Annotated in this window: 16 protein-coding genes; all 16 read right to left on the bottom strand. The window is 49.4% G+C overall.

The annotated features are described in order from the left end of the window. Positions 1 to 61: 61 nt before the first annotated feature. On the bottom strand, positions 62 to 466 hold the full coding sequence (locus tag JW499_RS22685; RefSeq protein WP_205211417.1) for a type IV pilin protein: 405 nt from the start codon (positions 464 to 466) through the stop codon (positions 62 to 64). After that, positions 463 to 5,034 (bottom strand): pilus assembly protein, encoded by a 4,572-nt coding sequence (locus JW499_RS15400; RefSeq protein WP_205211416.1) that lies wholly within the window; start codon positions 5,032 to 5,034, stop codon positions 463 to 465. The genes JW499_RS22685 and JW499_RS15400 overlap by 4 nt, the downstream gene beginning before the upstream one ends. Before the next feature lie 29 nt (positions 5,035 to 5,063). Next, positions 5,064 to 5,510 carry a pilus assembly PilX family protein gene (locus JW499_RS15395; protein WP_205211415.1) on the bottom strand — a complete coding sequence of 149 codons (447 nt, stop codon included), beginning with the start codon at positions 5,508 to 5,510 and terminating at the stop codon, positions 5,064 to 5,066. After that, positions 5,507 to 6,463, bottom strand: coding sequence for a PilW family protein (locus tag JW499_RS15390; protein WP_205211414.1), 957 nt, complete (start codon positions 6,461 to 6,463; stop codon positions 5,507 to 5,509). Before JW499_RS15390 ends, JW499_RS15395 begins: the two co-directional genes overlap by 4 nt. A 3-nt stretch (positions 6,464 to 6,466) precedes the next feature. Then, positions 6,467 to 6,907 (bottom strand): type IV pilus modification protein PilV, encoded by a 441-nt coding sequence (gene pilV, locus JW499_RS15385; RefSeq protein ID WP_205211413.1) that lies wholly within the window; start codon positions 6,905 to 6,907, stop codon positions 6,467 to 6,469. Then, positions 6,907 to 7,407 (bottom strand): GspH/FimT family pseudopilin, encoded by a 501-nt coding sequence (locus JW499_RS15380; RefSeq protein WP_205211412.1) that lies wholly within the window; start codon positions 7,405 to 7,407, stop codon positions 6,907 to 6,909. Before JW499_RS15380 ends, pilV (JW499_RS15385) begins: the two co-directional genes overlap by 1 nt. 227 nt (positions 7,408 to 7,634) lie before the next feature. Next, positions 7,635 to 8,123, bottom strand: coding sequence for a GspH/FimT family pseudopilin (locus tag JW499_RS15375; protein WP_205211411.1), 489 nt, complete (start codon positions 8,121 to 8,123; stop codon positions 7,635 to 7,637). A 22-nt stretch (positions 8,124 to 8,145) separates the two neighbouring features. Next, positions 8,146 to 8,574: a type IV pilin protein gene (locus JW499_RS15370; RefSeq protein WP_205211410.1), complete on the bottom strand. Its 429-nt coding sequence runs from the start codon at positions 8,572 to 8,574 to the stop codon at positions 8,146 to 8,148. Continuing rightward, positions 8,574 to 11,357, bottom strand: a complete 2,784-nt coding sequence (locus tag JW499_RS15365; RefSeq protein ID WP_205211409.1) for a PilC/PilY family type IV pilus protein — start codon at positions 11,355 to 11,357, stop codon at positions 8,574 to 8,576. Before JW499_RS15365 ends, JW499_RS15370 begins: the two co-directional genes overlap by 1 nt. A gap of 20 nt (positions 11,358 to 11,377) precedes the next feature. Continuing rightward, a complete protein-coding gene (locus JW499_RS15360) occupies positions 11,378 to 11,962 on the bottom strand; it encodes a pilus assembly PilX family protein (protein WP_205211408.1) in 585 nt (194 codons plus the stop codon). Beyond that, the gene (locus tag JW499_RS15355) at positions 11,959 to 12,696 is read right to left on the bottom strand and encodes a PilW family protein (RefSeq protein WP_269814581.1); all 738 of its coding nucleotides are present in this window, start codon (positions 12,694 to 12,696) and stop codon (positions 11,959 to 11,961) included. Before JW499_RS15355 ends, JW499_RS15360 begins: the two co-directional genes overlap by 4 nt. Then, positions 12,693 to 13,202 (bottom strand): type IV pilus modification protein PilV, encoded by a 510-nt coding sequence (pilV, locus tag JW499_RS15350; RefSeq protein WP_205211406.1) that lies wholly within the window; start codon positions 13,200 to 13,202, stop codon positions 12,693 to 12,695. The genes JW499_RS15355 and pilV (JW499_RS15350) overlap by 4 nt, the downstream gene beginning before the upstream one ends. Positions 13,203 to 13,300: 98 nt before the next feature. After that, positions 13,301 to 13,756 (bottom strand): FKBP-type peptidyl-prolyl cis-trans isomerase, encoded by a 456-nt coding sequence (locus JW499_RS15345; protein ID WP_205211405.1) that lies wholly within the window; start codon positions 13,754 to 13,756, stop codon positions 13,301 to 13,303. Positions 13,757 to 13,768: 12 nt separating this feature from the next. After that, positions 13,769 to 14,263, bottom strand: a complete 495-nt coding sequence (gene lspA / locus JW499_RS15340; RefSeq protein WP_205211404.1) for a signal peptidase II — start codon at positions 14,261 to 14,263, stop codon at positions 13,769 to 13,771. A 10-nt stretch (positions 14,264 to 14,273) separates the two neighbouring features. Next, positions 14,274 to 17,078 (bottom strand): isoleucine--tRNA ligase, encoded by a 2,805-nt coding sequence (ileS, locus tag JW499_RS15335; protein ID WP_205211403.1) that lies wholly within the window; start codon positions 17,076 to 17,078, stop codon positions 14,274 to 14,276. 38 nt (positions 17,079 to 17,116) lie between these two features. Continuing rightward, positions 17,117 to 18,049: a bifunctional riboflavin kinase/FAD synthetase gene (gene ribF / locus JW499_RS15330; RefSeq protein ID WP_205211402.1), complete on the bottom strand. Its 933-nt coding sequence runs from the start codon at positions 18,047 to 18,049 to the stop codon at positions 17,117 to 17,119. Between the last annotated feature and the right edge of the window lie 25 nt (positions 18,050 to 18,074).

The following is an 18,074-nucleotide window of genomic DNA, read 5'->3' as shown; positions in this document are numbered from 1 at the left end:
AAACGCGCCAGGGGCGCGTTTTTTTTAGACAAATGCTGATTTATTGCAAGAAAACAGCGGGTTACCAACAGTCATCAACTGGATCACCAGTCGTGCCTTTTTGCCCGGTATGGGTGATTGTCATGTTGCCACACCGATCCCCCACCATACCATTTATTGGCGCAGCCTGAAGTGTATAGGTCGTCGCCGTAGACGCGGGTACTGATAAGTCATAAAACTTAGGATTACCATCTTTTGGCGATTGCGTATAGGGCAAAACCGCCCCAGTATAAGACCCATTTTCCGTATAATACCTTTCCAGTGACTGAGCTAACGAAAGCAAACTCCCTTGTGCATCAACACGCCGACTCTGCGCCACCTGCTCCTGATAACTAGGGTAGGCTATTGCGGAAATAATGCCAATAATAGCCACTACAATCATCAGCTCAATTAAGGTAAAGCCTCGCTGGCACTGCTTCCGACTCATCTAATTTCTCTCCAACTACGTCGTCCTGCACTGGAAGCCCCATTAAACTCAGGGCAAACTATATTGCCATTCTCACTATTAGTGAAGCAGGCGTAAGTTTTACTATCACCATTAGTAGTATCCGTCGATGTAACGAGAGAATCAGCACCAAAGTTAGTAAAACCGTTACTGCCACCATCCATCATGATACCGGAACCAGAAGTTGCCACTGTAATATCATTACCATTGGCATCTTTTGCAGGGACTTGCGCCAAATCATCCACTGTAAATTTACCGTCGCCATTATAGTCAAAGGTTGTATTGTTCAAAGCCGCACCTGATTCATAATCAAGCGCCATAATCCAGCTACTCCCCCCCGCCGCACAAGGGTCCGATGAAGGAATTTTTGTTGCTACGAGCACCTGGCCGATACGTAGAACAGGTTCTGTATTGATAAGCTCGCCAATTGGCCCAAGTCCACCTTTAGTTGTTGCCCATTGAAGATCCAGATACCAGCCTTTATGCGATAAAGACAGACTATTGTTACTGGTTACCCGCACACCATTAGTACCTATAGTTCCTTCATAGAGAATTTCTTGTTGCAACAGCTGCGCACGTCCTGAAACCACAACCCCATTATCCTGAACTCCGTAGAACGACTGCACCTGAGGAGAAACCCCAACCTCATTATCACCACTCAGATAGTAACTACCGGTACCAAATAAAACCATAAGCCGGCCTTTACTATCATAGGCCACATTCAAAGGACCTGTTATCGGCTGCCGAACACCTGAAGAATCTTTGGCGACAAAGAATGGCACAGGTGTCGTTCCACTTAACAGGTTAGCAGGAGGTGTCCAGTTAGCGGGCAAGGCGCTATCGATATCAAAACGCCAGACGTTACCGAGCGTGTCGCCAATCATAATTCGGTCTGCAACCTTATCCAGATTCAGATCTATCACCGCAGGCTCACCCAACCCTCCTGTGGTTGGAACAACAATATCCTTAATAACTGAACCATCAGCAACATTCAAAATCCAGATATGTCCCTGAGCTGCACCATGGGAAAAACCACTGGAAACAATAACTCCAAACTTACCATTTGCCAGAGGCGTTATCGTCGGTTGCTGAATCAATACGCCCATATCTTTATGCTTAAACTCCCAAAGAACTTTGGATGCAGTCATATTCTCAGGATCACTGATATCCAGCAGTGAAACACCCGCCCCACCCGCGCCAGGCGTAACCGCCACAACAGTTTTCCAGCCTGAGGTTACGCCTGTCGGCACATCGGCAGGGGCAAACCATGCATCAGTCACTCGGGGAACACCATCAACGTAGTAACGGTGGCCATATTCAGGGTATACCAGCTCATAGAGATTACTGAATACGCCTGAAGGCACATAGGCAAATAACTCTTTGCCGCCATCACTGCCTAAGGTTGCATCAAACGCATGCAGCATCCCATCATTAGCGCCTACCAAGAGAATCGGAGGTTTATTTAGATATGTATTTGAGTCTCTATAGTCCACATAAGCGGCTTTAGTAGCCGCTGAAAAGGGTGAACCTAGTCGACTGAAGCCATAGTTTTTCTGAGCAACATATTGAGGGGATGAGTTAACAATATCGCCCAGACGGCTCCCCCGACGTCGGAACTGCTTTGACGTATTGGTTAATGTCTGCTCCTCAATCCGACTTCCACGCAGATAATTCAAACGCTGCTGAGCTACGGCCTCTGTGACAGGTGCTCCACTTGCCGGTGTCGAGCGCAACATAAGTTTTTGCTCTGCCGAAAGATCGGTCCACTTAAAATCAATGCCATCGCTATTCAGAGTAATACCGGTTAATGCATCTTCTGATGCATAAGAGCTGGTGAAAATCTTGCGATTGGCTATAGCTGAATCCGTCAGAGCATCCATAATTGCTGCTGCACTCCAGGTATCGGCAGATGCCAATACCCCATCAGTACTGATCTCCCGGGCAAGCAGATCACCTGACCACAGAGATGAATCCATTAATGCATTAAATAGTGCAGAGTCAGTGCCCAGACGCGCGCTATTGGCGGTTAACGCCGCAGCAGAACCTTTAACCGATGCAGAAATAGAGGCAAACGCATCAGTTAAACCATCCACCATCTTGCGGGCATCACCGGCAGTATAAAAGTTATCCGCTCTTTTGTAGTCACTTCCCTCTCCAGGATCCAGGATATCGGTGTTGGTATACCACCACCATTCAGGCAGTGCTGCTGTACGGGTGTAAGGGTCACCCAGACTCTGATCATCGCACTCGGTTCCAGTAGGGGTGTAACTGGCTAATGAACAACTTGGATGTTTTCGCACAACAAAACCACCGTATTTAGCGGTCAGCCAGAACTGATTGTTTCTCTTCTCACGAAGAAACTGATTTTCAAGCACATCAACCCAGTAAGTTTGTACCGTTTGCGTACCGGCAAAGTCAACCGGGCGAATATCCACAGTATTGGCATCATAAGCAAGACCCGCCATATAGGCTGAGTTATTGCGCCCCGTATAGGAGCTGGCAGATGCATCGATACTTATCCCTTCGAGGCTCGCAATCTTATTCGTCGCCGTGATGACATTAACAGATGTATCATTTGATACCTCGGTGGGCTTTGACGGTTCATTGGTGCTGCTTGTGGTTCCGGGCAAATTTTTATCGTTCCAGGTATTAACATCACCAATACCCAGCACCACATTTTTCTGACAGGCATATTGAATTGGGTCATTCCAGTTTTGTATAACTGGAAAACCATCTATCCACTGTTCTTTTGTACTACTGGATGGTGATGAGTTATAACCAGGGGAAGCCGTAGAGTATTCATCAACATTACCCAGATGCTTGTAGTAACGAAGCGCCGTGTAATAAAGTTCACTGACGGGATCATAAGATTTCAGGTTATAGTTATTCAGCTGACCAAACTTATTCAAATAATTTAACACACCACTGTCTGCAACAGTCACACCGAATTCTGATGCGGTACTTGCGGCATCAGAACTATCTGGATTCTGAATCATAATCCCGGTGTCAGGGTCCCATTCCATATTGGGATTAGACTCTTCACCTGTATCAGGGTCCAGCAGAACCGGCCCGACATATTTCTGCCTTGCGCGCAGCACCCCTCCGTCCCGCCTGTAATCGGAATCATTCAGATAACCAAAAATACTGTATCTGATATTATCGGAGTAACGCTGAATCAGACCTTCAGGCTTCCAATTGCTACCGTACTGCTTACAGTTAGCCTCAACCCCCACACTGGGATCACATACCTTGACCCGGACAGTTGTTTCAAACGTATCTGTAGATACTGGCTGATAGGCGAGGGAGCCAGAACCTGAGTATGAAACAACACTCAGCTTGTCGACGTAATACTCATGACCGCCATGGATATATAACCGATTAAAGGAGTTGTAGCTTGTATCACTATTACTGGTTACTGTAGCAAGCAGAGTCCCCGAACTGTTGTAAACAGTCAGCTTAAATTTATCGCCGACAACACTTTCAAAAACAAATCGATACCACTGATCGGTGGGGCGGGTCCAGGAAGCACTGCCACTAATGCTACTACCAGAGCCACCATTTCTCTTTTCTATCTTTATACTGGTTGCGCCGATAGTAAAGCCGTAACCATTAGCGCTGTTATCAGACAACGCCAGACGATCGGACTGACCTGACTGAGTACCCACAGTTGGTCTGTAGATCCAGCCTTCAAACACAAAGTTATCGAAGTTGGCCGATGATGAAAGGTCTTTATAACCCCCTTTAGGATCGTTATTATTGATTTTTTTAAGTGAATACCCACCAGACTCAAACGATTCTGTTGAACTACGAATAACAGAACCACTGGAATAATCGTTCCAGCCAGAGCTGAAGTCGGTATCATTAAGCAACTCAGTAAAAGACGCTGCACCAGTGCTATTGCTAAAACCATGCCCGGAAGGCAGGGTAAACTGCATCTTATTGCCTAACCCACCAATTTTTGTCGAAAAGGTTGAGGTTGAAAAAGGAGTGGCATTATTGACAACCGTTGAACCACTGATTGAACGGGTATTAAAGCTTAAGTTCTGTCCGGTATGTCTTGCTTTTTCCAGCCAGGTCTCGGTCGCAGTATCTTTAACCCGGTAACCTCCAGTCAGTGCCCAACGAAACGGATCAATTGTCTGTGTCTGAGCCCAGTTTAAAAAGTTACCACTCCAGACATCACCCGGGCATTTAAAGTTGGTATTAGTGCTGACAGGATAGAAATGTCGATCGGCTTCGGTTGTATCATATTGATAGCGATAGCATTTTTTCGAATCGAAGTAGCCGATGCTTTCACTGTCTTCATCATAACTGCCGATATTCGCGGCACTTAAAACTGTCGGCCATTCAACCGAAGGCACCAGTGCCAGGTTGCCGGGGACATTACCCTGGCCCAGAAACAGAGGCACCTGAGCAACCGTAGAAGCAAAACTATTAAAAGAGTTCATGCCTAAAACAGCACAGAAAAAGGCCAGCCAATATGAGTTCGCAGATCCGCTTGTGTTGCTACATAGCGGTCGCATTGATTTCGATTTCACAGAACGTTTCATTGAAAACCCCTCGTAGCCCAGAAGATAATCTACTGTTCCACAACATATATTGATTCAAGCAGGACATCCGACTTACCTGAAAAGCCCTCTGACGAAGATGTAACTTTAATAACGGCACCTGCTGGATCCTCGCCCGCTTTAAGGCTGACATAGATATCGGCCATCAGTTCAGCCTTCCACTCTGGGGCCTCATTAACTGAAAAAGATGAGCTATATGTGCCGCTACTTGAATTATCAGTATCTAAAGCACCGTTGTAATAATCGCTTCTAGCCTGCGCCTCTCCCTCTCTCAAACCTGCCTCGGCAGCATTAAAAGCCGAATTTCGATCACGCAGGTTGCCCGACATCTTCTCCTGCATTGTGGTTCCCTGCATGGAGCTGACGCCTATAAAGGATAAAACCAACAGAAAGATCAGCGCGATAATCAACACTGCTCCCTGCTCTTTGTTACCTGTGTATCGTCTATTCACCATCATCGCAACCGATTCCTGAGCGCGACCGTTGTCGAAAAATTCTGATTGATATCGCCGTCTTCAACGATCAGAGTGACCCTGACAGCAACAACATCATCCCAGTTTCCGCCATTTGCATCGGCGCTATAACCCAAAGCAGGGCCTGCACCCGACACTATCCCATAAAGTACGGACATATCAGTTACCCCCTCTACCAGCTCCTGATCACTTGCCACACCATAATCAAAGCTCATACCTCTCAAAGCATTAGCCGTCGTTGTACCTGATCCAATGTAATAGAGTGTGCTGGATAACTTTGAAATTTCGACAATATTACCAGAGCTCACTGAATAATCATGACTCAGTTCCTGAGCCGCTACGGTTTTATTACCAATCGTAACCCCTCCCCCTGTCGCCCGCGCCATAGTGGAAGAGTTCAGAGCGGCTGTATTTTGGAAAAGATCACAACCTGCTGCATCAGATAACAGCATTATCGCACCTGATACAACGCCTCCATTAATCGTGAACGTTGTATCCGTTTTAACAATATCGACAGACAAGGATGCGTCTGAAGTTTCTGCTGCATGTTTTACCAAAAACAGGTCGGTACCAGCCTTATAACCATTCAAAGTGCCATCAAAAAAGGTTCCGGCATCATCTGTCCAGCCTTTGATCGGGTCATTGAGATCATAAGCATCCGCCTCATAATCACTATCAGCTGTGTTTATTACATCGACTACTGAATTCCAGCAAAGACCTTTATTCCCGGTATTACGCAGATCTTCGGCTAAAATTTCTAACGCAAAGCGGCCATTTTCCTGAACCCGTGAAAGTGACTCATTACTATTAAAACTTGCCGAACTGCCGATAAAAACAGCCAATACCCCCCCGATAATAAACAACCCCAGAACCAGAGCAATCATCAGTTCTATTAAGCTGAAACCTCGCTGAGGCCTATTTTTAACCTGAGCAGCCATCAATTAAAACTCCATAAAATAGCTAAAACTGGCCAACGTTGCATCATCAACATCATTCTCAGCCCTAATCCGGGCACGATTATCATTCCAGGTAATAGTAATAGTCGCTTGTCTGTTAGGTTTATCCCAGGTCACGACCCCAACAGCATCCGCCCCCAAGGCAGCAGTCACTTTATTATCCCACTCGTCCCGATCACCCCCCTGCCCATCATCATACTCACCATTCAGTGCGGAATCCGGCGCAGCTCTGATTCTGTCAGCAAGATCGTAAGCCAGAAAAGTCGCCTGAGAACGATAATAGGAGCCCTGGTTACTCTTTAGTGCCATCGTCTGGAGTGCTGCAACTGAGAGCAGCCCAACGGAGATGATAACAACAGCGATCAACACCTCAATAAGAGATGAGCCACGCTCATTTGCATTCCGCATATTCACAAAGACAGACATTAGCAGCCACCCTCCTCTACCATGGCACGTCCACTTCCGCTAACGCGTAAACAGCGACTTTCACTGTCACTTTGAATTTGCAGATCATCGTTAGTAGGTGCCCGGCCAGAACTATTAAATCGAAACCCGTTAGAAGCACCGGAAACCACAATATTCACAGCTTCCCAAACCCGGATGACTTCAACATCCCCCGGCGTAGTATAATTTGCACCTGCCGGTTTCAAAGTTGCCACAATCCAGCCATTGCTCCAGTCTGCCCCAAAACTACAAGCAGACAATGCACCGTTAGCCCGGCAGACAACAACATCATCCCTGCGATCCAGAGCTTCTGAACGTGCCAACTGAGTTGCTGTATTTAAGCTATGCGTCACTGACCTCAGATTGGCTGACTCAATAACCGAATTAAAACTGGGAATACCGATGCCCAGCAGAATACCCAGCACGACCAGTGCCACCATCAACTCAATCAGTGTAAATCCGCGCTGTTTAACAATACGCAAAAAGATCACCCCACCCATTCATCATTGAATATTGAATAGAATTATAGAAGCAAATCCATTTGCACTCTGTATTGACTATATTTTAGTCACTCCTGCAACTCTCCATACGCAAGAACTACCCAAAACAGTTACTTTAAGTCAAACAGTTGTAAGAAAAGGATAAGATTAAACCAAATCAGAGGACTCTGTAACTGATTTGAATCTTATTTTCAGGAAATCAGCTGGAATCAGCCGTTTCTGATACGCCCCATACCGGAAACAACGAGCTTTTTTGTTTCTTCAGATACGGTCATGGTGAAGGTTCCATTATCTCCGGTTGTGCCTTTAGCCGTCAGCTTTATCTGGAAACAGTTCTTTTTATACACAATAACCGCCCCGGAGGGGAACTCGTTCTGCAATAACTGGGTATCCTTAAGTGGGTCATAACTGTTATCCCCATCCAGATCATGATAGCTGATCACCCCGTCACTCCAGTTTTTACCACAACCGCCTGTCGCAGTATCTAAAGGACAGAGAAACACAGGCCGCTGCTGGGTAACTGCCTCGTATCGGGCCTGACTATAGCTGTCTTTTAGCAACTGCACCGTCGTATCAAGCTTTTGGGACGACACGAAACCCGCCAGAGAGGGCACACCCACCGTCAGCAAAATTGCCAGCACGCTGAGTGCCACTAATAGTTCGACCAGCGTCACACCTGTTTCTGCTCCATGATTCATGACTTTATCCCTCTCTACAGGGCTACCAGCACTGCTGGACACCCGCTTTGCCCGATGCTGTTTTCTGCCCCTGCCGATCAATACCAAGCTGCCCGCACTGATCTCCTGCCTGAGCCCCCAGAGGAACTGCCTGCAAGCTAAACAGAGTGACATCCCCCTGAAACCGATACCGGGTAGCCATATCTCCATCTGATGCACAACCGGAGGTCAGCAGATCATCCCGGCCATCGCCATCTGCATCCCCCCATCCGCTGTATGTCAGATCCGCTGCATATTGCCGCTCTAGCTGTTGCGTCATATCCAACAAACAAAGCCTCGCTGTCTCACGCCAGCTGTCCCGGATATGCTGCATATAAGAGGGATATGCGACGGCGGCCAGTAAACCAATAATCGCGACAGTGATCATCAGCTCAATCAACGAAAATCCCTGGTTATCCGATTGCAGTTTCATCAGTCTCGTTCCTCCAGATAGCGCCAACTGGATCGGCCCGTTGCGTTGGGGTCACGCTGACGCTTATCCGGGTCACCCGGCTTGTCGGGATCATCTTCGCCGCCGGTGCTAATGATCTGATCCTCAATGCCATCCGTCAGAATTAACGAACCATTGCCATTACCCCGCTGCTGACCTGATGCGTTCACCTTATCGCCATTTGCATCGCTGACCTTATCATCGTCGTCATACTGGCCATCCCGGTTATTATCAACGGTGACATAGGAGAAGCGACTACCTGAGCTTTTATCCAGCTCCATGGTCCAGCCATTTCCGCCCGCCTTACAGGGATCAGAGGTATAAGTCCGGGTTGAGAGCAGGACACGACGATCTCTTATGCCGGGAGGGTTAAGCACGCGCTCACCCAGCTGCAGCCAGCCCCCGTTACCATCGGGTGTTTTCAGATCGATAAACCAGCCGGCCTGACTGTCGGTTAAACGGTTGTTGGTTGTCAGGCGCAGGTTGCGGGTCACACCATTAAAGTCATGACTACCCTGATAATAGATCGACTGTTCCAGTAACTGTGACCGACTACCCGTGATCGCTGAGCCGCTATCGATCACACCATAGAAGCTCTGCACGCTCATATCTGATTTATCTGCTATTTCAAAATCTTTGCCGGTACCAAAGAAAACCATATTATGTCCGTAGACATCTTCTGACACCACCAGTCGTGAGGTGATCGGCTGAATATCGCCAGCAGCACATGGAGTGCTGAGAGTTGAACTCCTGCACGCCTGAAACAGCTTATAGTCCAGCTTCCAGTTGACCGGGTTACTATCAGACAGATCAAACTTCCAGATATTGCCATACAGGTCACCGCCATAAATCACGTTTACCGTAGCGCCATCATCACTGACGGGGGATAGCGTGGACATACCATTAGGTCTGTTCAGTCCTGCCGGTGCCTCATCCAAGCCTGTATTGGTGGAGAGCTTAATCACTGTCTGACCCGTTGCCAGATCAACCAGATAGATCACTGCATCCCCGGTTAAACTCTGGTGATCATCTGCTTCGGTACTGTTATAACCATTGCCAAACACCACATACCAGTTGCCATCTTTCAGTCTGACTATCGCCGGGCGGGCATAGCTGTAACCCATATCGACATCATCGCTATCGTTGAACTCCCAGCGGAAAACCTTCGCAGCCTCCGTCTCGCTAAAATCATCAGGGTCGGTAACATCCAGCAGATAGATCCCCTGACCGCCACCATTGAGCCCACCAGCAAGCATAGTGCGCCACTGTCCGCCCACATAAACATCCTGAACTGTCGGTGTGCCATCCACATAGTACTGATGCTGATAATCTGCCGCTGTCAGCTGTTTAAGCTTTGGTAGCAGAATCGACGGGATATAGGCCAGCAACTCCTCACCATCTGAGGCCCGAAAGCCGTGCAACATGCCATCATTAGCTCCGACATAGATCATCGGCTCGCGATCGGCATATCTCTTTTTAAACGCCCGATAGGAGGAGGTACTGTTAAAATTCTGCGGTGGGCCGACATAGATCGGATTCGAGTGAATAATATCCCCCAACAGACTCTGACGAGCACGAAAATCGCTTACGCTTTCGCCACGTATATAGTCCACCTGTGAGGAGTCATTATTAAATAACAGCGTTTTTTCTTCACTGGTAAAACTGTTCCAGCGAAATCCGATGCCGGTTGAGCCCCTGTTAGTGATGACAATCCGACTATTAGCAGAGGGAATACCAGACGAAGCACTCCACACAGGGACATCACTGACCTCAAGAAGCCCGCTCTGAGCGTTGATGGCTGTACTGAAAGCCGACAGTTCACCGCTCCAGCCGCCCGTATTGTAGCTGGCCTGATAGATATTCAGGCCACTGGTAATATAACCACTGTTGGCACTCAGCTGCGTATCGCTGAACACTTTTCGGCTGATGTCAGCAAACACCTGCTGCAATGAAGTCAGCAGTTCCGTCTCACTGCCTGCCGTAAAGTACTCGCCATGCCCTTTCACAGCAGCATCATTGAGCATGGGAAAGTTAATATCAAAACCGATGGTATAGGTGTACATATTCTGCATACCGGCCTGATCACTCATATCGGTGTCCCAGGCGAATTTTGCCAGGTCATCCAGGTAGTACCATTTTTCAGTACTGGCTAAGCTAGTCCTGCCCCACCGGTCTCTCGTGAACTTTCTGTCATCATCGCTGGTATCCCAGTTCGGCAGATTGCTACCGGCGTCAGCGTCGTTGAGTTGACTAAAGTTACCATCTTTGGTCGGTTCGCCATCGGTAATGACAATCGTAAAATTTTTCTGACACTGGCTGGTAATCGGCGAGGAGTAACGACTGCCGGTGTGCGAAAAGTGCCCCTTCATCCCCCTGAAATAACGGGTTACCTCATAATATGCTTCAGCCATCGGGGTCCAGTTATCCGCACCATAGCCATCAAGGGTTTTCAGCAGGTTGGCTTTTTTACTGCCACAAACCTGGTCGATTTTACCCCCCTCTTCGTAGTTAAAGCTCGCCAGCCCCAGCTGCATTCCTGAGCCCGATTCAATCACAGCACGGGCAGCGGACTTGGCCTGATCGATCTTTTTCTTTCCTTTGGGCTGGCCCGCAGGAGGATCATCCATACTCCCGGACGTGTCCATCAGGATCATCACATTGGGTTGCGCCGTTTCTGCCGCCCCAATCGGTATCGGGCTGATGGTATATTCAGCCGACAACACCGGCCTACTGACAGACACGATAAGAAAAACTAGTTTGAACATCCCTGTTTTATTCACTTTCATCACCTGAAACGCTTGCGATATTCGCTGACCAGTACGACTTCACTATTCCCTGTTACACCGGTACTTCGGCTCAACTGACGAAAGGTTGCCACACCACTGCCCTCACCATAGACATAGCCTCGGGTTTTATCATCAGGGGTAAGCTGCACCAGCTCCAGACTGACTTTTGGCTGCTCATACACCCTGGCGATCTTATTAGAATTGAAGTCACTGGAAGGTTTAGCTCTGGCTACCCAGTCATCCACGGTGCTGAGTTTTTCCAATTGATCTTTCAGTGTCGCACTGCTGGATGAGCTGCTACGACTATCAAACACAAATTCAGTGTCACCGGAGCTCCAGCCATCGTAATCAGTTAGCTCAGGTTCTGCTTTCAGTGAGGCAAGCCACTCTTCTGCATACAATAGCGCAGTCTCACTCGCTTCAAATGCCACTGCCTGATCCTGCAGATTGGCAGTCATTCGCGACTGCAGCACATTGCTCTGAATCGCCGTTGAAGCAATCAACGTCATTATTAACAGCAGAATCAGTGCTACCACCAATGTTGCACCCCGCTGGCCTTTGTATATTCCCCTTAAATTGATCATCCACCCGTTCCTTTCACGGTTAACGCGTTCCTTAGCAAGGCTGTCGCTGTATAGACCTGATACAGTCGCCGGTCAGAGGTATCGATAGCATCAAATGGCACAGGCAATGCCTGTGCCTGATCGGTTACACCGCTGCCGGAGCTTCGTATCAAAAGGAAAAAACGGGCACTGATCACTGACGCCCAGTCAGACGCGGACATGGCACCAAGTTTTTGGTAGCTGTCCACCAACTTATCTCCATCTGTATCAACGCCATACTCCATCACCAAAGCAGTCGCGCCTTCAATCAGCGGAGTGTTATTCCTGTATAGGGAGGGGTTCCCCCCGGAATTACCAATATAGTAAGCCCGGCCATCGGAACCTGCGGTTGCAAGTCCGAGAAGATAAACAATCTCACTACGCACATTGTCCGGAGTAATAACCAGCGTATTATCTGCATGAGCCAGTTCAAAGGCATTGATCTTATCGGTATCATTTTCAACCCCCTCTATCAGCAGGTCTCTGCCCACGCCGACACCGCTCTGCCGCAAATCGGTCAGTAAAACAGTCATGGCATAGCGACCGCTTTCCTGCACCTCAGACATCGCATCCTGCATCTGATATGTTCGTGCGGAAGCCACATACGCAGCCAACATGGCTGAAGTAAGCAATAAGCCAATCACGGTCGATACCATCAGTTCGACCAATGAAAAACCTGATTGAGTTAGCAAACTGGACGTCACAGGCCGCTTCATAAATCGACCTCATGTTGATAGCGGGATAAGCCACCCTGATCCCGACGGCCGTTCCAGTTGATGACAATGGTGATACGCTGACTGGCCCGTTTAATTTCAGCATCCCCCTCGGGAAGACTGACAGCCACCCAGCTTAGCCAGTTATGGAGATCAGAGTAAGCCAGTTTCTTAGCGCTATCGGTCACCCCAGCGGTAGAGAAGCTCTGGGCATCCTGACTGAGCGTTAAAGCATAGTAATCGTCCAGCCCCGCCTGCTTATTGAGCCGGATACGGTCGGCCATATCATTGGCTATCGCAATGGCCTGAGTACGCAGATAGGCACTTTGATTTTGCTGCAAGCCACGCGCCTGCATTGTCATCATGCCGACCATGCCGATAGCGACCAGCACCAGAGTCACGAGTACTTCAATAAGAGAGGTTCCGCACTGACGCCGGAAAATGATATAGGTAGGTAAAAAAACGCGCGAGCGCGCGCCGGGGGCGAGCCCACATCCCTGTCTGCTCATGACAACATCCATGTTGTATCAAAGGTGTAACAGACTACAAAATGAAAAAGTAATTTACCAGCAGATCATCCGTTTTACTGATCCAGAGCAAATTCACTCTATTCGACAGCGATTATTTTTACTTCAAACTTCAGCTTCTTGCCCGCCAGTGGGTGGTTAAAATCCACGGTCACCTTATTTTCATCAAACTCGGCAATAACACCGGGCAACTCGCCGTTTGCTGCATCAGCGAAGGAGACCACCAGACCGGGTTCCAGCGCCATATCGCCGAACTGACTGCGTGGCAAGCGCTGCATATTGTTCGGATTCGCCATACCAAACCCCTGTTCAGGCAGGATATCGATCACCGCCTCATCACCGGCCTGCATCCCTAGCAGAGAGTTCTCAAAACCGTCCAGCAACTGACCATCCCCAACAATAAACGTTGCCGGATTGCCCTCAAAGTTGGAATCGACTACCTGGCCATCTTCCAGTTTAATCGCAAAATGAAGGGTTACCTTAGCATCGGGCGCTATGGCCTGTTGTGGCGTCTCTTGAGAAGTAAATTCTGACATAAATGCAGACCTTTATTTGGATTTATGACGGCTATCACTGAACCATAGCATATCAATAATCAGCATGCCTGCCCCGATGGTAATAGCACTATCGGCCAGATTGAATGCTGGAAAATAATAGCCGTTATAATGCAACGAAATAAAATCGATTACATATCCCTGTACGACCCGGTCATATAAATTTCCCAGCGCCCCCCCCAGCACCAGCGCCAGACCAGCCCCCAGCCAGTACTTATCGCGTGGGGTACTGGCCATCCAGAGCAGCAGTACAGTGCTGACAACTACAGCGATCAGAGCAAAAAACCAGCGCTGCCAGCCCCCGGCCTGAGCCAGAAAGCTGAATGCAGCACCGGTATTGTGCAGTAACGTCAGATCGAACACCGGCAGCAGAGGATGAGGCACGCCATAAGACAGCAGCGTGCTGGCCTGATGCTTAGTAAACAGATCCAGCGCGACGACTAAAACCACCAACCAGAGCCAGGTGAGAGCAGTACCAGCCTTGCCCATAAAGATAACCTTATGCAAAGTTGCGCTGTTCACCGGCACCGGCAACATTTTCAACACAGCGATCACACAGTTCTTCATGCTCAGGCGTGTTACCCACATCTTCACGGTGGTGCCAGCAACGACCACATTTGGCCTGCTCACTCTTAATCACCGCAATACTCAGCCCTTCCAGCTCCGTAGCAACCGCATCTGCAGTTTCATCAGCGGAACGCACAGCCGCCTTAGAGGTGATCAGTACAAAGCGCAGCTCATCCGCCAGTTTTTCCAGCTGAACCTTGAGCTCTGGTGCGCAGTAAAGCGTCACCTCGGCTTCAAGACTGCCACCGATATGACCGGCATTACGCTGATTCTCAAGCTCCTTATTAACGGCGGTCTTCACCGCAAGAACCTGCTGCCAGTAGTGACGCCCCAGCTCAGCAGACTCATCCAGCTTCGCCAGTTCGGTATACCAGGTCACCAGCTGTACTGATTCAGCGCGCTCACCCGGTAACTCATTCCAGATCTCATCGGCTGTAAAGCTGAGAATCGGCGCAATCCAGCGCACCATCGCCTCGGCAATATGATACAACGCTGTCTGGCAGGAGCGGCGGGCGACCGAGTCAGCCTTAGCGGTATACTGGCGGTCTTTGATAATATCCAGATAGAAACCACCCAGATCCAGTGAGCAGAAGTGGGACACCTTCTGATACACCTGAAGCATCTGGTACTGATCATAGTGTCCCACCAGCTCGTCCTGCAGACGCGCAGCGCGATCAACCGCCCAACGATCCAGCGCTACCATATCAGCCGGTGCCACCATATCGGTTTGCGGATTAAACCCCTCCAGGTTGGCTAACAGGAAGCGGGCCGTATTGCGGATCCGACGATACGCATCTGCTGTCCGTTTGAGAATCTCATCAGACACTGTCATCTCTGAGCTGAAATCGGTGGAAGCAACCCACAGACGCAGAATATCAGCGCCGTACTTGTTCATCACATCCTGGGGCGCAACCACATTGCCCACCGATTTAGACATCTTGCGACCATCACCATCCACCGTAAAGCCATGGGTCAGCACCTGCTTATAGGGTGCACAGCCTTTAATGGCGATACTGGTTTTCAGGGAGGACTGGAACCAGCCACGATGCTGATCCGAGCCTTCCAGATACATATCCGCCGGGAACTGCAGACCTGCGGTGCGGTCCAGCACCGAGTAGTGGGTCACACCGGAATCAAACCACACATCCAGAGTATCCAGTACTTTCTCATACTGATCCGCCTCATCACCCAGCAGCTCGGTTGCATCCAGATCAAACCAGGCATCTATGCCGGCTTTTTCTACTCTCAGCGCCACCTCTTCGATCAGGCGAGGGGTTTCAGGGTGCAGTTCTGAAGTGGTTTTATTCACAAACAGCGCGATTGGCACACCCCAGGTACGCTGACGGGATACACACCAGTCAGGACTCTGTTCAACCATCGACTCGATGCGGTTCTGACCCCAGCCGGGGAACCATTCAACCTCTTTGATCGCAGCCAGAGCATCTTTTTTCAGCCCTTTCTCTTCCATGCTGATAAACCACTGCGGCGTAGCACGGTAGATCAATGGCGTTTTGGTACGCCAGCAGTGAGGATAACTATGACTGAACTGTTTCTTCAGAATCAGACGATCGTTTGCTTCCAGTGCCGCAACGATCGCACCCTCTACTTTGTAGACATGCTGTCCGGCAAACTCACCGGCCTTTTCTGTGTAGACACCATCAGGCCCTACCAGATTCAGGGTACCGATTCCGTAAGCGCGGCCCACACTGAAGTCTTCCACGCCATGATCCGGAGCCGTATGCACCGCACCGGTACCCGCCTCAACGGTTACGTGATCGCCGAGAATAACCGGTACCTGCTTATCATAAAACGGATGATGCAGTTGCTGATGCTCCAGCGCTTCGCCCTTACAGTGACCAACAATCTTGTACTCTTCAACACCGTAACGCTGCAACGCATCTTCAACCAGCGCCTCGACAATCAACAGTCGTTCACCACCCACCTGCACCAGCACATAATCGAGCTCAGCATTCAGTGATACCGCCTGGTTAGCAGGCAGTGTCCAGGGAGTCGTGGTCCAGATAACAACCGACGCTTCACCCTCACCGGAAAGATCGTCAAAACAGCTCAGAAACGCCTCCTGATCAACCGGCGCAAAACGCACATCGATCGCCAGAGAGGTCTTATCCTGATACTCAACTTCCGCTTCCGCCAGGGCAGAACTACCTACCACGCTCCAGTAAACCGGCTTATAGCCTTTCACCAGGTGACCGTTTTCTGCGATCTTACCCAGCGCACGGATAATGTTGGCTTCGGTTTCGAAGTTCATGGTCAGGTAGGGGTTATCCCAGTCACCCAACACCCCTAGACGGATAAAGTCTTTCTTCTGACCCTCCACCTGACGGGCCGCATACTCACGACATTTTTTACGAAAATCGCCGTAAGATACTTTAACACCTGCTTTACCGATCTTTTTCTCAACATTGTGCTCAATCGGCAGACCATGGCAGTCCCAGCCCGGTACATAGGGGGCATCGAAGCCAGCCAGTGTGCGGGATTTAACAATGATATCCTTGAGAATCTTATTCACTGCATGACCGATATGGATATCACCGTTGGCATAGGGAGGACCATCATGCAGAATAAACTTTTCACGACCTGCGCTGACTTCACGAATCTTCTGATACAGATCCATCTTCTGCCACTGTTTCAGCATCTGAGGCTCTTTCTGAGCCAGATTGCCGCGCATCGGGAACTTAGTATTCGGTAAGTTCAGGGTCGGTTTATAATCGGTCATTGTCGTATCGCTTCTGGATCGTCTAATTTTGGCCCTGCTTACAAGGCACCTGTCAGAAAATAGTTTCTGACCTGTTTAATATCGTTATCTATCTGTTGCTTCAGTTTTTCCAGCCCTTCAAACTTCTTTTCAGGACGGATAAAGGCTTTAAATTCGACACTCAGCAGCTGACCATAAAGATCGCTGTCCAGATCGAACAGATGCGTTTCCAGCACCGGCTGTTTGCCATTGACGGTGGGGCGCATTCCAACATTGGCAACCCCTTCTGCGGCCAGGTTTTTACCCGTCACTGTCACGGCATAGACGCCGTTTAGCGGGCAGTGAAACCGGTGCATCCGCACATTTGCCGTGGGAACACCGATGGTGCGCCCAAGCTTCTGACCATGCATCACCCGCCCGGTCACCCGGTAGGGGCGGCCCAGCAGTCGCTGCGCCAGCACCAGATCATTATTCTGCAGCGCAGTCCTGATCCGGGTACTGCTGACCCGTTCACCATCCACATCAAAGGTTTCAGTATTCACCACACTGAAACCATAGCGCTCGCCGCTCTGACGAAGCATGTTGTAGTCACCACTGCGATCACAACCAAAACGGAAATCATCACCAACGACAAAATGCCTGACCGCCAGCCCCTTCAGCAACAGCTCATCGACAAACTGATCTGCACTCATGGTGCGCAGACGTTCGTTAAAGGTCAGACAGAGCACCCGGTCCACACCATTGTCTTTAAGCAATCGTACCTTTTCATCAAAACGGGTCAACCGGGGGGGCGCCTGACTACCGGAAAAGAACTCTCTTGGCTGAGGTTCAAAAATAATCACCACCGCCGGCAGCCCCAGTTCCCGCCCTTTGCGCAGCACCTGGGCTAACACCTGCTGATGCCCCAGATGCACACCATCAAAATTGCCGATCGTTGCAACACAACCTTTATGCTTGTCACGCAGATTATGCAGACCCCGAATCAGCTCCATATCACCTCAATCTCATCAGCAAATA

The organism is Amphritea pacifica, from assembly GCF_016924145.1.
Lineage (GTDB): Bacteria > Pseudomonadota > Gammaproteobacteria > Pseudomonadales > Balneatricaceae > Amphritea > Amphritea pacifica.
This window is presented reverse-complemented; position numbering and strand designations above follow the sequence as displayed.

Coding starts and splice junctions, on each gene's coding strand:
- JW499_RS22685 (WP_205211417.1), bottom strand. CDS start 466: ATGAGTCGGAAGCAGTGCCAGCGAGGCTTTACCTTAATTGAGCTGATG.
- JW499_RS15400 (WP_205211416.1), bottom strand. CDS start 5,034: ATGAAACGTTCTGTGAAATCGAAATCAATGCGACCGCTATGTAGCAAC.
- JW499_RS15395 (WP_205211415.1), bottom strand. CDS start 5,510: ATGATGGTGAATAGACGATACACAGGTAACAAAGAGCAGGGAGCAGTG.
- JW499_RS15390 (WP_205211414.1), bottom strand. CDS start 6,463: ATGGCTGCTCAGGTTAAAAATAGGCCTCAGCGAGGTTTCAGCTTAATA.
- pilV (WP_205211413.1), bottom strand. CDS start 6,907: ATGTCTGTCTTTGTGAATATGCGGAATGCAAATGAGCGTGGCTCATCT.
- JW499_RS15375 (WP_205211411.1), bottom strand. CDS start 8,123: ATGAATCATGGAGCAGAAACAGGTGTGACGCTGGTCGAACTATTAGTG.
- JW499_RS15370 (WP_205211410.1), bottom strand. CDS start 8,574: ATGAAACTGCAATCGGATAACCAGGGATTTTCGTTGATTGAGCTGATG.
- JW499_RS15365 (WP_205211409.1), bottom strand. CDS start 11,357: ATGTTCAAACTAGTTTTTCTTATCGTGTCTGTCAGTAGGCCGGTGTTG.
- JW499_RS15360 (WP_205211408.1), bottom strand. CDS start 11,962: ATGATCAATTTAAGGGGAATATACAAAGGCCAGCGGGGTGCAACATTG.
- JW499_RS15355 (WP_269814581.1), bottom strand. CDS start 12,696: ATGAAGCGGCCTGTGACGTCCAGTTTGCTAACTCAATCAGGTTTTTCA.
- pilV (WP_205211406.1), bottom strand. CDS start 13,202: ATGAGCAGACAGGGATGTGGGCTCGCCCCCGGCGCGCGCTCGCGCGTT.
- JW499_RS15345 (WP_205211405.1), bottom strand. CDS start 13,756: ATGTCAGAATTTACTTCTCAAGAGACGCCACAACAGGCCATAGCGCCC.
- lspA (WP_205211404.1), bottom strand. CDS start 14,263: ATGGGCAAGGCTGGTACTGCTCTCACCTGGCTCTGGTTGGTGGTTTTA.
- ileS (WP_205211403.1), bottom strand. CDS start 17,078: ATGACCGATTATAAACCGACCCTGAACTTACCGAATACTAAGTTCCCG.
- ribF (WP_205211402.1), bottom strand. CDS start 18,049: ATGGAGCTGATTCGGGGTCTGCATAATCTGCGTGACAAGCATAAAGGT.